General features: G+C 75.5%; 9 protein-coding genes. 2 read left to right on the top strand and 7 right to left on the bottom strand.

Features of this window, described 5'->3' with window-relative positions; all coding sequences use genetic code 11:
• Positions 1–86 precede the first annotated feature (86 nt).
• Genes IE180_RS20740 through IE180_RS20750 form a run of 3 tightly spaced genes read right to left on the bottom strand, consistent with a single transcriptional unit; the run spans position 87 to position 7,197 of the window.
• Positions 87–1,046, bottom strand: coding sequence for an ABC transporter ATP-binding protein (locus IE180_RS20740; protein ID WP_229860685.1), 960 nt, complete (start codon positions 1,044–1,046; stop codon positions 87–89).
• Positions 1,043–3,913, bottom strand: a complete 2,871-nt coding sequence (locus IE180_RS20745) for a hypothetical protein (RefSeq protein ID WP_190158409.1) — start codon at positions 3,911–3,913, stop codon at positions 1,043–1,045. The genes IE180_RS20740 and IE180_RS20745 overlap by 4 nt, the downstream gene beginning before the upstream one ends.
• Positions 3,910–7,197 (bottom strand): FtsX-like permease family protein, encoded by a 3,288-nt coding sequence (locus IE180_RS20750; protein ID WP_190158410.1) that lies wholly within the window; start codon positions 7,195–7,197, stop codon positions 3,910–3,912. The genes IE180_RS20745 and IE180_RS20750 overlap by 4 nt, the downstream gene beginning before the upstream one ends.
• Positions 7,198–7,554: 357 nt before the next feature.
• Here IE180_RS20750 and IE180_RS20755 point away from each other — a divergent pair, with 357 nt between their 5' ends.
• Positions 7,555–8,361, top strand: coding sequence for an ABC transporter ATP-binding protein (locus IE180_RS20755; protein ID WP_190158411.1), 807 nt, complete (start codon positions 7,555–7,557; stop codon positions 8,359–8,361).
• Positions 8,362–8,478: 117 nt separating this feature from the next.
• On the opposite strand, the gene IE180_RS20760 is transcribed toward IE180_RS20755, so the two are convergent.
• From IE180_RS20760 to xylA, 4 genes are all read right to left on the bottom strand, one after another.
• Positions 8,479–9,114, bottom strand: a complete 636-nt coding sequence (locus tag IE180_RS20760) for a LutC/YkgG family protein (RefSeq protein ID WP_190158412.1) — start codon at positions 9,112–9,114, stop codon at positions 8,479–8,481.
• An 84-nt stretch (positions 9,115–9,198) separates the two neighbouring features.
• On the bottom strand, positions 9,199–10,623 hold the full coding sequence (locus IE180_RS20765; protein ID WP_190158413.1) for a LutB/LldF family L-lactate oxidation iron-sulfur protein: 1,425 nt from the start codon (positions 10,621–10,623) through the stop codon (positions 9,199–9,201).
• Positions 10,620–11,336 carry a (Fe-S)-binding protein gene (locus IE180_RS20770; RefSeq protein ID WP_190158414.1) on the bottom strand — a complete coding sequence of 239 codons (717 nt, stop codon included), beginning with the start codon at positions 11,334–11,336 and terminating at the stop codon, positions 10,620–10,622. Before IE180_RS20770 ends, IE180_RS20765 begins: the two co-directional genes overlap by 4 nt.
• 101 nt (positions 11,337–11,437) lie before the next feature.
• Positions 11,438–12,604, bottom strand: coding sequence for a xylose isomerase (xylA, locus tag IE180_RS20775; protein ID WP_190158415.1), 1,167 nt, complete (start codon positions 12,602–12,604; stop codon positions 11,438–11,440).
• A gap of 104 nt (positions 12,605–12,708) precedes the next feature.
• On the opposite strand from xylA, the gene xylB reads away from it, so the two are divergent.
• On the top strand, positions 12,709–14,187 hold the full coding sequence (gene xylB, locus IE180_RS20780) for a xylulokinase (protein WP_190158416.1): 1,479 nt from the start codon (positions 12,709–12,711) through the stop codon (positions 14,185–14,187).
• Positions 14,188–14,194: the final 7 nt, after the last annotated feature.

Below are 14,194 nucleotides of genomic sequence, written 5' to 3' on the forward strand. Positions count from 1 at the left end.
GCGGCCGGGCCCGCGTCCGGGCCCGCGGCCGGGCCGGGGGCGCGGTGGCGGCCCCGGCGGTGGGCGGCACGTCCGGAAGACACCCCCTAGCTCCGGTCCGGCCTCAGCTCGATGTGGTCCGGGGCCAGGTCGACCGCCACGCGGTGCTCCATGCCCAGGGCCGCCAAGAACTTCGGGGGGAGCTGGACGCGCCCGGAACGGTCCAGGACGACGTATTCGCGTTCGCTGACCGATTCCTCGCCGTGTTCGTCGGTGACCACGCGGCGCAGGACCTCGCTGCTGGTCCGGCCGTCGCGGATCGCCACTGTGCGGCGGACCTCGCCCGCCACCATGGGGTCGTGCGTCACGATGACCACCGTCACGCCGAGTTCCTTGTTCACCGTGCGGAAGGTCTCGAAGACCGACGCGGCCGTCTCCGAGTCCAGTTCGCCCGTCGGTTCGTCGGCCAGCAGCACTTCGGGCCGGTTCGCCATCGCCACGGCGATCGCGACGCGCTGCTGCTGGCCGCCGGACAGTTCCGCCGGGCGCCGGTGGGCCAGATCGCCGATGCCCAGGGCCTCCAGGGTCTCCGCGACCCGGGCGGAGCGCCGTGCGGCCGCGCCGCGCCGGAAGCCACCGCCTCCCCGCAACTGCATGGGCAGGGCGACGTTCTGGGCGGCCGTGAGGAACGGCAGCAGGTTGCGGGCCGTCTGCTGGAAGACGAACCCGACCGCTTCGCGCCGGTAGCGCAGCCGGTCCCGCGCCGACAGTTCCAGCAGGTCGTGGCCGGCGACCGTCGCGCTGCCCGCCGTCGGGACGTCCAGGCCCGCCAGGATGTTCATGAGGGTGGACTTGCCGCTGCCCGAGGCGCCCACGAGGGCCACCAGGTCGCCCTGGTCGACCGTCAGCTCCAGCCCCTGGAGCGCCTGCACCTCGATGCCGTCCGCGTTGAAGATCCGGACCAGGCGATCGCAGGCGATCGCGGCGTCCGTCGCCCGGACGCGGGGCTCCGCGGCGGCCATCGCCCGGCGGCGCAGCTCCTCGTACGTCGGCTGGTCGGTGGTCAACTCTGGTCTCCCGCTCTCAACTCGGTGGTGATCTGCCGTCGCCCGGATGTCGCCGCCTCGACGAGCACGGCCGCGGCCACCAGGGCGGCCAGGCCCAGGGCCTGGGTCAGTACGGGCCCCGCCGTGAGCCGTATGCCGGTCGGCACCTTCGCGCCGACCAGCGTGGACAGGTCCATCGCCGGTCCCAGCAACGCCACCGCGGCCGTCGCCGCCAGGGCTCCGCCCAGCGCCGCGGCCAGGGTCTGCGGCAGGGACTCGGAGAGGATCAGTGCCACGCCCTGTCGGCGGCGCAGCCCCATGGTGCGCAGCCGTGCCAGCAGCGCCGTGCGTTCGGGGACGGCCCGCATCAGCGTCAGCAGGACGGCCAGCAGCGCGAAGCCGGCTGCTGCGGCCACGGAGGCCCAGAAGAGGCGCTGTGCCGACCGCTGGAGCGGATCGGCGCCCAGCTCGGCGACCGTCTCGGCAGCGGTGCGCACGAGGTACAGGCCGTCAGCCGGGTCGCTCGGGGCGGCCGGGTCCTGACCCGCGGCGGGCGCCGGGGCCGGGGAGGCCGACGCGGCCGGGCGCGCGGCCCGGACCAGCGCGCGCAGCCGGTCGCCGTCGGCGGAACCGAGGCCGTACCACCGGTTCGGCCGGTCGGCGCCGTCGATGAGGGTCGTCGCGGGGTCCGCCGGCAGGACGACGGTCGCGGCGCCGGGAGTCGGCAGGACCGGGGTGCAATCGGTCACGCCGGCGACCCGGACCCGCAGCTCTTCGCCGTTGCCGGTCCGCAGCGCGTACGTGTCTGGGCCGGCCTGTCGCGCCAGGCCGGCGCTGAACAGCGCGGGCACCGGGGCGCCGGGGGGCCGCGCGCCGCCTCCGGCCAGCACGGCGGGGTCGAAGGAGCCGCAGCCCAGGGCACGGGACAGCCGCGCGTACGCGGCCGGTTCGGCGATGACCACGGTGATCTGGGCGGAGTCACGGGAGGTGCCCAGGACGGAGGAGTCGTCGATCCACAGCGGCACGGACGTCCGCGTGCCCGGAAGTTCGCCCGCGGCCTTCGCGAGCCCGTCCGGGAGCGGCATGTCCCCGTATGCCGTGATCGCGGCGTCGCCGCCCACCGCCAGCCGTGCGACGCCGAGCCGGGTCGAGTCCACCGAGTCCAGGACGGCCGCCCCGAATCCGCCGGTGGTGACGGCGAGGAGGAGCGCGACCATCGGCAGGACGGAGGGACCCGTCCGGCCGTCGGCGTGCGGCCCGGCGTCCCGGGCCCCGGAGCCGCGTGCGGCCCGTGCCAGCCCCAGGAAGCCGACCAGCCCGGAGCGGCGGGCGGCCGCCGCCGCGAGCCACCCGGTCACCACCGGCTGGAGCCGGGCCAGCAGCAGCCCCGCGCACAGCGCGAGCAGCAGCGGGGCCGCGACCAGCAGCGGGTCCAGGTCGCTTCCGGCCGGGGCGATCCCGCGGCGGCGGACCTCCAGCACCGCGGCGGCCGTGGTGACGAGGACGAGCAGCTCGGCCACGGGCCTGCGCCACCGTCCGGCCGGGCGCCGCGGGGACAGCAGCACGGCCGCTCGTACCGGGAAGGCCAGCAGCGCGAGCAGTGCGACGGCCGCGGCCGAGATCAGCGCGGGCGCGAGCCGGGGCGTGGGGAACAGCAGTACGCCGAGCGCGGTGGCGGCAGCGGCTGCCGGGAGCACCGTGACGGCGCTTTCCCCGAGGAGCCGGCCGACGATCGCGGTGCGCGAGCCGCCACGCGCCAGCAGGAGCCGCAGTTCGGCCTTCCGGCGGTCCGTGGCGAGCGCGCCGGCGAGGCACAGGACGACGAAGGCGACGGCACCGACCCCGGCGGGTCCGATCGCGGTGAGCGGTGCGGCGGCCTGCCGGCGGACGTGGGCCTCCTTGAAGAGCTCGGGGAGCCAGGAGGCGATGTGCAGCCACTCGCGGCCGGTTTCCTGGACGAGCGCGGCGGCGGTGGGGCCGTCGACGTACGAGGCGACGGCCTCGGCCGTGGCGTCGAGCCGGTCGGCCCGCAGGCGATCGACGTCCACCGGGAGCCGCCAGAAGTCCTCGGTGCTGTGGCCCCAGGTGTCCAGCCGCTCCAGGTCCCCGGCGCCGACGAAGGCGTCGACGTCCCAGGAGAGGTTCTCGCCGTTGTAGTGCGCGCAGGCGTGGGCGAGGCATTCCAGGTCCACCCAGAAGTCGTCGGTCTCGTCGGGGACGGCGAAGAGGCCGACGACCTCCACGGACGGCGTGTCGTCGGAGATGGGCCTGCTCCGGAGGACGGATCCCAGGCGGGCGCCGAGGGTCCGGGCCGCGCGCTGGGAGAGGGCGACCTGCAGCGGCGGCGTCCCGGCGGCGCCCCGGGAGGCTCTCGCGGGCGCGCCGGCGGCGGCGGGCGTGGCGCTCGGCCAACGCCCCTCCACCAGTTTCACGTGCGCCTCTGCCTGCCGGACGTACAGCAGGGACATCCTGGGCGGGAAGCCGGACGGACGGGAGAGTTCCGGATTCGTCAGCGACTGCCGATCGGTGGTCCGCGTGCCGTGGACCACCGTGGCCGGGTCGACGTGGAAGGCGGCTCCCGTACGGGCGAGCATGCTGTTCAGCGTCGCGTCGAGAACCAGGGGGTCCTGGCCGGACTCGGGGGCCGGCGCGGTGGCCAGCAGGCTCGTGTTCCTCGGCCCGCTGCCGTGCAGGAAGGACCGCAGGGCCTGATCGGCGCTCCGGTCCTGGACCCGCGGCAGCGCGGCGGCCAGCAGGACGGCGAGGAACGCCAGCGCGGCGCCCAGCACCGTTGCCAGGGGTGCCGCCCGCAGCCGGGTCCTGACCCACGGCGCGGGCCGCGGGGCGGGGCGGGGCGGCGGGGCGGCGGACGGCGGCCGGGTGGTCACATCTCCTCCACGGTGCGCAGCCGGGCGGCGACATCGCGGCCTCGGGGGCCGCTGGACACGGCCGTCAGCAGGGGAACGACGGCGACGGCCGTCAGCAGGGGAACGGCGGCGACGGCGGCGGCCGTCAGCAGGGTCTGCCCGAACGGCATGTCCACCCGCACGGGCGGGAACGGCCGTCCGGCGGCGGGGGTCAGCACGACCAGGGGCGCCATCAGGTGGACGAGGGCGACACCGAGCCCGGTCCCGACCGCGGTCCCGATGGCGATCAGCACCCCGCCCTCGGCGGCGGAAGCCCGGGCCAGCGACCGGCGCGATGCGCCGAGCGCCACCAGGATCGAGGATTCCCGTCCGCGCACGCGCCGTTCGGCGGCGACGGAGGTCGCGAAGCCGATGGCCGCCAGGACCGCGCACGCGGCGGCGAGGGCGACCAGCACGCTCTGGGGGCCGGCGCTCAGTGGGTCGTCCAGCAGGCGCGCGGTGGTCTCCTCACGCAGTTGGACGCGTTCGGTCCCGCTCCCTTCGCGCAGCTCGGCCGCGGCGCGGGCCGGGACCGGGTCCGCGGCCGAGGCGGCGGGCAGCCACCACTCGGTGGGCGGATCCGGCTGCTGGCCGGAGGACTCGACCAGGAACCGGCCGACCGTGCGCAGGTCGACGGCGAGCGCCGTCCGTCCGGCCACGGGGAGGGCGTCCACGGCGGCGGTGATCCGCACCGGGACGTTCGCACCGCCCAGCGCGACGCGGACCGTCTCGCCCACCGAAGCACCGATCGACCGCAGGTAGCCGGTGGTGGCGACCGCCGGAACCGCGGCGGGCAGTGGCGTGGCGGGCGCCGGGAACAGCATGGCGCCGGCACCCCTTTCGGTGCCGGGCCCGCCCCAGTAGCGCAGCCGCAGTACGTCGGTGGAACCGGCCGGGACCGGGGACAGCGCGGGGGCCTGGAGGGAGGGCCGCCCTTGTGGGGGAGCCGACCGCCAGCCGCCCGTGCCGGGCGCGGTGACGGGCACGGCGCCGCCGTCCGCGGCGTCGGAGACGGTGATCCGGCGCACGGTCAGTTCGGCGCCGTCCCCCGCGGGTCCGCCGTTCCCGGCGTACGAGAGGCGGATGCCCGCCAGCGTCAGCGGGACGGCCGCCGACCCGATCGGGGCACCGGTCAGGGTGTCCAGAGCGAACGGAAGCGTGGCGTCGCCGTGGCCGGGCAGGGTGACCGACGGCGTTTCGTGGGTCGCCCCGAACCGGTCGCGCAGCAGCAGGCTCACGGCCGCCCGGTCCGTACCGGTGGACCGTACCGTCACGTCGAGGTCGATCCGGCGGGGGGATCCGGGCAGGGCGAGACCGGAGGCCCGGGCGGGGGACGCTCCCGCTGGGCCGGTGGTGCCGGTCGCCGCCGGGGAGGCCGGGCCACCCGCGGCGAGCGGGGCGAACAGCTCCCGCATCCTGCGGCCGCCGCGCAGGTCCGCGCGCAGCGGCACCCGTTCGTCGACCTTGGCGGCGTCCAGCGCGAGGAGGTCGACGGCGGTTCCGTCCGGCAGCCTCTGCTCCCGGCGGACCACCGGGTTCAGGCGGTCCCCGCCCGGCAGCGCCCCGTAGCGTCCGCCCTGCCCCATCGGGGACATGCTGCTCCCGGAGATCCGGAGGCCGCCCGCGGTCGCGAAGTCGGCCTGGTCGCGCTGGGAGGCGGACCAGGCGGTGTGCTGGCCGAGAGCCAGGACCCCGCTCGAGACGGCGAGGACGAGCAGCAGCACGGGCCCGGTGGCCCGGCCGGGCCTTCGGGCGAGCTGCCAGCCGAACAGGGCCGGGGCCAGGCCCCGGCCGCGCGCCGCCAGCCGTCCCGCGGCCCGTGCGGCGAACGGAAGCAGCCGCAGGACCAGCAGCGTGCCCCCGCACAGGGCCAGCGGCGGGGCGAGCACCAGGACCGGGTCCACGCCGAGTCCGCCGTCGGTCGACGCGCCGGGCGCGGGGAAGTCCGCACCCGAGTGCTGCGACAGTTGCTGGTAGCCGAGCACGGCGAGGAGCAGCACGGCCAGGTCCACGCCGGAGCGGGCAGCACCCGTCACCAGGTCCTGTCTGCTGCCCGCGCGGCGCAGCACGGCGGCCGAGGCGCCGCGCAGGAGGGAGGGCAGGGCCGTCAGCAGGACGCACGCCAGCGCGCAGCCGGCCGCGACCGGCCAGACCAGCCAGGTGTCCGGTACCTCCAGGCGGACCCGGCCGAGCGGTCCGAACCGGCCGAACAGGTGGAGCAGGGGCGGTGCGAGCAGCGGTGCCAGGACGGCCGCGGGCAGGGCGAGCAGCAGGGACTCGGCCGCGGTGAGCGCGCCGAGCCGGCGGCGGGAGGCGCCGCGCGCGGTGAGCAGGACACGCTCCGGCTCCTGGCGTGCCGTCAGGATGTGGGAGACGAGGAACAGCGCCGCGGCCGACAGGACGGCGAGCTGGAGCGCGCCCGTCACCAGGGTGGACCGGGCGACGACCAGGCCCGAGTCCAGCTCGGACAGGAACTGCGGCAGCCCGGTGGCGGCGCGCAGCGAGGCGGTGCGTTCGAGGGAGGCCGCCGCGGGGCCCGTCGCGGTCCGCAGGGACCCGGCTTCGGACGTGCGGATCGTGCGCAGGTCCGGGGTCAGCAGCGTGAGGCGGTATTCCTGCAGCAGGCCGCCCCCGGTGAAGGCGCTGTCGTCCACCAGCAGCGGGCCGTAGACGGCGAAGGTGTCGGACTGGATCTCCCGGCCGCCGAGCGGGTCGAGCTGCCAGTACCCGGCGTCTGGATCAGCGGCCCGGTACACGCCGGTGATCAGCACGGTCAGGGGAGGACCGCCGAAGCGGTCGTCGAGGCGGACCGGTGCGGGCAGCGCGGTTTCCGCCAGGCCGAGCCGGGTGAGCGCCGCGCGCGGTACGGCCACCTGCACCGGCGCCGTCGGGGTGCCGGCCCCGGCGGGGACCGGCCCGGGCCACGTACCGGCGAGCAGTTCCACGTGCTCCCGCGCGAGTGCGGCGAGTAGGGTCAAGTCGGCGTCGCGGCCCGGAGCGGCGGCGCCGGGCAGTCCGTACGACCGGCTGCGGGCCACGCTCTGGAAGGTCACCGGAAGCCGCCCGAACACCTCGTCGGCGAAGGCCCGGACGGACTCGTCGTCCTCGGCGCGCAAGGAGGCGGGACGGCCGCTGGTGATCACGACGGTGGTCCGGGTCCGTTCCGGTCCGGTCAGGGCCCGACGGAGCCCTTCCTCCCCCACACCACGGGTGAATGCCGCCAGCGCGGTCAGCGAGGTCGCGGTGATCAGTACGGTGAGCAGCACGGAGAGAGCGAGGGGCCATCGCCCGCGCAGTCGGCGAACGACGAAGCCGAGCACGTGTTTCAGTTCCTTCCCTGGAGCGTCCGCCGACAGGTCGTGCGCATGACTCGCGAGTGTCGCCCCCCGGGGGCCCACGACCTGCGGCCACTGACTGCTCCGGCGCGCACATTCCCGCACGACGTGGTCTGTTGGCGGACACCCTTACCGGATACCGGACGATGCTGTCAGCTTCGAGCCGCAGAGGAAAGAGGCTTGAGTGCCTGATGTTGAAGATGAGTAAATCTGACACGAGGCTGCGGCGGCAGCGTGCGGGACGCCGGCCGGACCGGCCCACGCGGGCGCCACGACAAGGGAGTTGCGATGAGGGGCCAGCAGGAACCAGCGGCGGTACCGCGGGCGCGGGAGGGCGGCGACGCCCCGATCGTGGTGGTCGACGACGTGCACCACAGCTTCGGCAGCGGACCGCGGGCCGTCCACGCCCTGCGCGGCGTGTCCTTCGAGGTCCGCCGCGGCTCGCTCACCGCCCTCAGGGGCCGCTCGGGCTCGGGCAAGACCACCCTGCTGAACCTCGTCGGCGGTCTCGACACCCCCGCCGGCGGCCGGATCACCCTCGGCGGCACCGACCTGGCGGCCCTCGACGAGCCGGGCCTGCTCGCCCTGCGCCGCGACCGCATCGGCTTCGTCTTCCAGTCCTTCGGCCTCATCCCCGTCCTCACCGCCGCCGAGAACGTGGGCGTACCGATGCGACTGCGCCGCGTGCCGGCCAAGGAGCGCGAGGAACGCGCCCGGACCCTGCTCGCCCTGGTCGGCCTCGCGGACCACGCCGACCAGCGCCCCGGCGAACTCTCCGGCGGCCAGCAACAGCGCGTGGCGGTGGCCCGCGCCCTGGCCAACGACCCCGACCTGATCATCGCGGACGAACCCACGGGCCAGCTCGACTCGGAAACCGGCCGATTGATCATGGAACTGTTGCGCGCGGTGGTACGCAGCCAGTCGGTCACCATCCTCGTCGCCACCCATGACCCCAACCTGATCGAACTCGCCGACCGGGTCGTGGAACTGCGCGACGGACGCATCGCGGGGTCCGGCGCGGCGGACGACACGAGTCCGACGGCGGACGCGACCCCGCGGGGCGCGGAGGGGACGGCGGGCCCGCAGGGGCACTGACGGGCGGTGCAGGGACGGCCGCCGGCGGCGGTCAGGTCGAGCACACGCACGCGCGGGACGTGCGGGCGCCGCTGACACGGCATCAGCGGGTGCGGCCGCGGAGGACGCTTCCGGGTGTCAGCCGCTCGTCACCAGGAGGACCTCCAGGGTGCGCGGCCCGTGCACGCCCTCCACCCGGTCCAGTTCGATGTCGCTCGTCGCGGACGGCCCGGAGATCCAGGTCAGCGGACGCCCCGGATCGAGCCGGGGGAGCGCGAGCGGCACCGAGGCCACCACCTGCTCCGGGGCCCGCACGACGCAGAGGTGCAGATCGGGGACGAGCGTCAGCGCCCGGCGACCCTGGCCCGCACCGCCGTCCAGGACGATCGTGCCGGTCTCGGCGATCGCCACCGCGCACCCCGTCACCACGGCGTCCGCGCCGTCCAGTTCGTACGGGGTCAGCCGCGGCTCGTCGGACCGCCGCACGGCCTCGGCGGTGGCGAGCCACTCCTCGGGCAGCCCGGGCGGCACGACGACGCTGCGCGCCCCGCGCTCCGCGAGGAGCCGCGCGACGAGCCCGGCGACGCCGTCGGGCGTCGTGCGGTGGACGTGGGCCCGGTAGTCGGCGAGGTTCTCGTGGAGCAGGTCGAGGAGCCGGGCCGGGTCGTCCGGTGCGTGGGCGGTCCGGTAGTCGCGGGCGACGGGCACGGCTCCGGGGGCGTCCGCGACGGCGGTGCGGATGCGGGCGAGGACGCGCGCGCGGGAGTCGGTCACGTGCGGTTCTCCCTCGCGTGCTTCCGTACGGGCAGGTCGGTCATGTGCGGTTCTCCCCCGGGGGGTTCCGTACGGGCGGCTCGGTCACGTGCGGTTCTTCCTCCACCAGTCGCGGAACGGTTCGGCGGGCAGTCCGGGCAGGTCGCGGCTCTCCGACCACGGGCCGACGCCCGGGCCGGGCAGCCTCTTCGGGTGCAGTTTGCGGGTGGCGGACGCGAGGCGCTCCCCGGCGCCGAGCGCGCCGGGGTGGTCCAGGACCCACGTGGAGGCCTTGATCGCGGCCTTCTCCAGGCGGTGGCCCTTCCCGCCCTGGTCGGCCACCTTCTCCCGCAGGTGCACGAGCACCTCGGGGATGTCGATGGCGACCGGGCACACCTCGTAGCAGGCGCCGCACAGCGAGGAGGCGTACGGCAGCGAGGCGTCGACCTCGCTCGCGGTGCCCCGCAGCTGCGGGGTGAGGATCGCGCCGATCGGGCCGGGGTAGACCGAGCCGTACGCGTGACCGCCGGCCCGCTCGTACACCGGGCAGACGTTGAGACAGGCCGAGCAGCGGATGCAGCGCAGTGCCTGCCGCCCCACCTCGTCGGCGAGGGCGTCGGTGCGGCCGTTGTCGAGGAGGACCAGGTGGAAGGCGCTCGGCCCGTCGCCGTCGGTGGTGCCGGTCCACATGCTCGTGTACGGGTTCATCCGTTCGGCCGTCGAGGAGCGGGGGAGCGTCTGGAGGAAGACCTCCAGGTCCCGCCAGGTCGGCACCACCTTCTCGATGCCCACGACCGAGACGAGGGTCTCGGGCAGGGTCAGGCACATGCGGCCGTTGCCCTCGGACTCGACGACGACGAGGGTGCCGGTCTCGGCGACCATGAAGTTCGCCCCGGAGATCCCGACCTTGGCCCGCAGGAACTTCTCCCGCAGGTGCAGCCGGGCCGCCTCCGCCAGTTCGGCCGGGGTGTCGCTCAGCCCCTCCGGCGCCGGGCGGCCCCAGCTTCCCATCTTCTCGCGGAAGACGTCGCGGATCTCGCCGCGGTTGCGGTGGATCGCCGGGACCAGGATGTGTGAGGGGCGGTCCTCGCCGAGCTGGACGATCAGTTCGGCGAGATCGGTCTCGTAGGCCCGGATCCCCTCGGCCTCCAGGTGCTCGTTGAGCCCGATCTCCTGGGTGGCCATGGACTTGACCTTGACCACCTCCGTCTCGCCGGTGGCCTTCACCAGGTCCGTGACGATCCGGTTGGCCTCGGCCGCGTCCGCCGCCCAGTGCACCGTGCCGCCCGCCGCCGTCACCGACTCCTCCAGCCGGAGGAGGTGCGCGTCGAGGTGCCGGAGCGTCTCGTCCTTGATCCGCTTGCCGGCCTCGCGGAGCGCGGCCCAGTCGTCCAATTCGGCCACCGCCCGCGCCCGCTTGTCCCGGATGGTGCGGGTCGCGTGCCGCAGGTTGGCGCGCAGGGTCGTGTCGCCCACGGCCTCCCGTGCCGCTTCCGGGAAAGCGGGCATGCCGACGAAGGTTCCACTCACCGCCAGGGCTCCTCTTCCGTGCTCGCCAGGATCTCCGCCAGGTGCAGCGCCCGCAGCGGCGCCTCCCGGCGCCTCAGCATGCCGCCCACGTGCAGCAGACAGGAGTTGTCCGCGCCGCACAGGACCTCCGCGCCCGTGGACAGGGCGTTCGTGATCTTGTCGGCCCCCATCGCCGCCGAGACGTCCGGGTTCTTCACCGCGAACGTGCCGCCGAAGCCGCAGCACTCCTCCGCGCCCGGCAGCTCCACGAGCTCCAGGCCCTTCACCGCCTCCAGGAGCCGTCGCGGCCGCTCCCCGAGCCCGAGGAGCCGCAGGCCGTGACAGGACGGGTGGTACGTCACCCGGTGCGGGAAGTACGCGCCCACGTCCGTCACGCCGAGCACGTCCACCAGGAACTCCGTCAGCTCGTACACGCGCGGCGCCAGGTCCGCCGCCTCCGCTCCGAACTTCCCGTAGTGGCGCCGTACCATCGCCGCGCACGAACCCGACGGGGTCACCACGTGGTCGTGGCCCGCGAAGGCCCGCACCGTGCGCCGTACGAGCGGTGCGGCCTCCGTGCGGTAGCCCGTGTTGAACTGCGGCTGCCCGCAGCAGGACTGGGCCGCCGGGAAGTCGACCGCCACGCCGAGCCGTTCGAGGAGCCGGACGGTGGCCACGCCCGTCGACGGGAAGAGGGCGTCGTTGACGCAGGTGACGAAGAGGGCGACACGCATCACTGGTTCCTCGGGGACGGTCGGGACCGGGTGGCGGCCCTGTCCCGAACGGCGCCGTCGCCCTGCGGTACGTAGTGTCGCAGGGCCGCCCGGCGGACGGCTCAGCGCACGCCGAGCAGGTGCTCCAGGGCCAGCTGGTCCAGGTGCTCGAAGGCCATCGAGCGCTCCGCGGCCGCGTCCGGGTCGAACGTCTCGTACGCCGTGGGGTCGGCCAGCAGCGCGGCGAGGCCGTCGGCGGCCGTGGGGACGGCGAGCTCGGGCAGCCGGGAGGCGGCGAGCGCCGCCACGACGTCCGGGTCGGCGCGGAAGGCCGCCGCGCGGTCCTTGAGGACCAGGTAGTTCCGCATGCAGTTCTTCGCGGACTCCCACACCCCGTCGAAGCCGTCGGTGCGGACCGGCTTGAAGTCGAAGTGGCGCGGGCCCGTGTAACCGGCCGTCTCCAGCAGGTCCACCAGCCAGAACGCCTGCCGCAGATCCCCCGCCCCGAAGCGGAAGTCCTGGTCGTACTTGATGCCCGACTGGCCGTTCAGATCGATGTGGAACAGCTTGCCCGCCCACAGCGCCTGCGCGATGCCGTGCGGGAAGTTGAGTCCGGCCATCTGCTCGTGGCCGGTCTCCGGGTTCACGCCGACGAGCTCGGGGCGCTCCAGGCGCTCGATGAAGGCGAGGGCGTGTCCGATCGTGGGCAGCAGGATGTCTCCGCGCGGCTCGTTCGGCTTGGGCTCGATCGCGAAGCGCAGGTCGTAGCCCTGCTCGGTGACGTACTGGCCGAGCAGGTCGAAGGCCTCCTTCATGCGGTCGAGCGCGACCCGGACGTCCTTCGCGGCTCCGGACTCGGCACCCTCCCGGCCGCCCCAGGCGACGTAGGTGGTGGCGCCGAGCTCGACGGCCAGGTCGATGTTGCGGAGGGTCTTGCGCAGCGCGAACCGGCGTACGTCCCGGTCGTTGGCGGTGAAGGCGCCGTCCTTGAAGACGGGGTGGGCGAAGAGGTTCGTGGTCGCCATGGGCACCGCGAGCCCGGTGCGGTCCAGGGCGCCCCGGAAGCGCTTGACGATCGCGTCGCGCTCGGTGTCCGGCGTCCCGAAGGGGATCAGGTCGTCGTCGTGGAAGGTGACGCCGTACGCGCCGAGGGCGGCGAGCCGCTCGACGGCCTCCACGGGGTCGAGGGCGGGGCGGGTCGCCTCGCCGAAGGGGTCGCGGCCCTGCCAGCCGACGGTCCACAGGCCGAAGGTGAAACGGTCCTCGGGGGTGGGCGAGAAGTTGGTCATGGCGTCTCCCTGCTACTGGCGACCGGATTTGTTTTCTGAGATAACTAATACGGGACGGAGCCGTCCGGCGCCAGCCCCGACGAGCAGAGAGACGAGGTACGGACATGCCCGCGAGCCGCTCCGTCGTGATCGGCGTGGACAGCTCCACGCAGTCCGCCAAGGCCGCCGCCGTCGACGCCGACACCGGCGAGCTCCTCGCCCTCGGCCGCGCCCCGCACGCCGTCACCGGCTCCGCCGGGGCGCGCGAGAGCGACCCCGAGGAGTGGTGGACCGCCCTCGCGGCGGCCGTCCGCGCGGCGGTGCGGGAGGCGGGCGTCCCGGCGGCCTCCGTCACCGGCATCGCCGTCGCCGGGCAACAGCACGGCCTCGTCGCCCTCGGCCCCGACGGCCGCCCCCTCCGCCCCGCGCTGCTCTGGAACGACACCCGCTCCGCGCCCCAGGCGGCCGCCCTCGCCACCCGCCTCGGCGGCCCCGCCTCCTGGCAGGACCGGACCGGATCGGTCCCCGTCGCCTCCGTGACGGCCGCCAAATGGCAGTGGCTGCGCGAGCACGAGCCGCACCACGCCGAGGCGACGGCCGGCATCCGCCTCCCGCACGACCACCTCACCGAGCGCCTCTCCGGAACCGCCGTCACCGACCCCGGGGACGCCTCCGGCACCTGCTGGTACGGCACCGCCACCGGCGCCTACGACCCCGACGTCCTCGACCTCATCGGCCTGGACCCGGCCCTGCTGCCGGCCGTCGCCCCCTCCGGCGCCACCCGAGTCGGCACCCTCACCCCGGCCGCCGCCGAGGCGCTCGGCCTGCCCCGCACGGTCGCCGTCGCCGCCGGAACCGGCGACAACATGGCCGCCGCCGTCGGACTCGGGCTCGGCGGCGCGGGCCTGCTCGACCACCCCGTCGTCAGCCTCGGCACCTCCGGCACCGTCTTCGCCGCGACCCGCGCCCGCCCCGCCGCCCCCGGCCTCGCCGGCTTCGCCGCCACCGACGGCACGTACCTCCCGCTCGGCTGCACCCTCAACTGCACGCTCGCCGTGGACCGGTTCGCCACCCTCCTCGGCCTCGACCGCGAGGACGCCGCGCCCGGCGGCGCCGTCGTCGTCCTCCCGTACCTCGACGGCGAACGCACCCCCGACCTCCCGCACGCGGCCGGTCTCGTCACCGGCCTCCGGCACGGCACCGACCCCCGGGCCGTCCTCGCCGCCGCCTACGAGGGCGCGGCCTTCACCGTGCTGCGCGCCCTCGACGAACTCCTCGCCGCCTGCGGCCTCGACCCGGCCGCCCCCGGCGTCCGGGACCGCCCGCTGCGCCTCATCGGCGGCGGCGCGCGCGGCCGGGCCTGGACGGAAACCGTCCGGCGACTCTCCGGGCGCCCCCTGCTCGTCCCCGCCGCCGACGAACTCGTCGCCCTCGGCGCCGCGGCCCTCGCCGCGAGCGCCGTCACCGGCTCCGACCCCGTCGCCCTGGCCACGGCATGGGGCACGGGGGCGGGCGCGCTCCTGCCCCCGGTCCCGCGCGACGAGGAGACCTGGAACCGGATCGCGACCGTCCTCGCCGCGGCGACACCGACGCTGCTGAGCTGACGCGCGA

Origin of the sequence: Streptomyces litmocidini, assembly GCF_014649755.1 — a bacterium.
GTDB classification, from domain to species: Bacteria; Actinomycetota; Actinomycetes; order Streptomycetales; family Streptomycetaceae; genus Streptomyces; species Streptomyces litmocidini.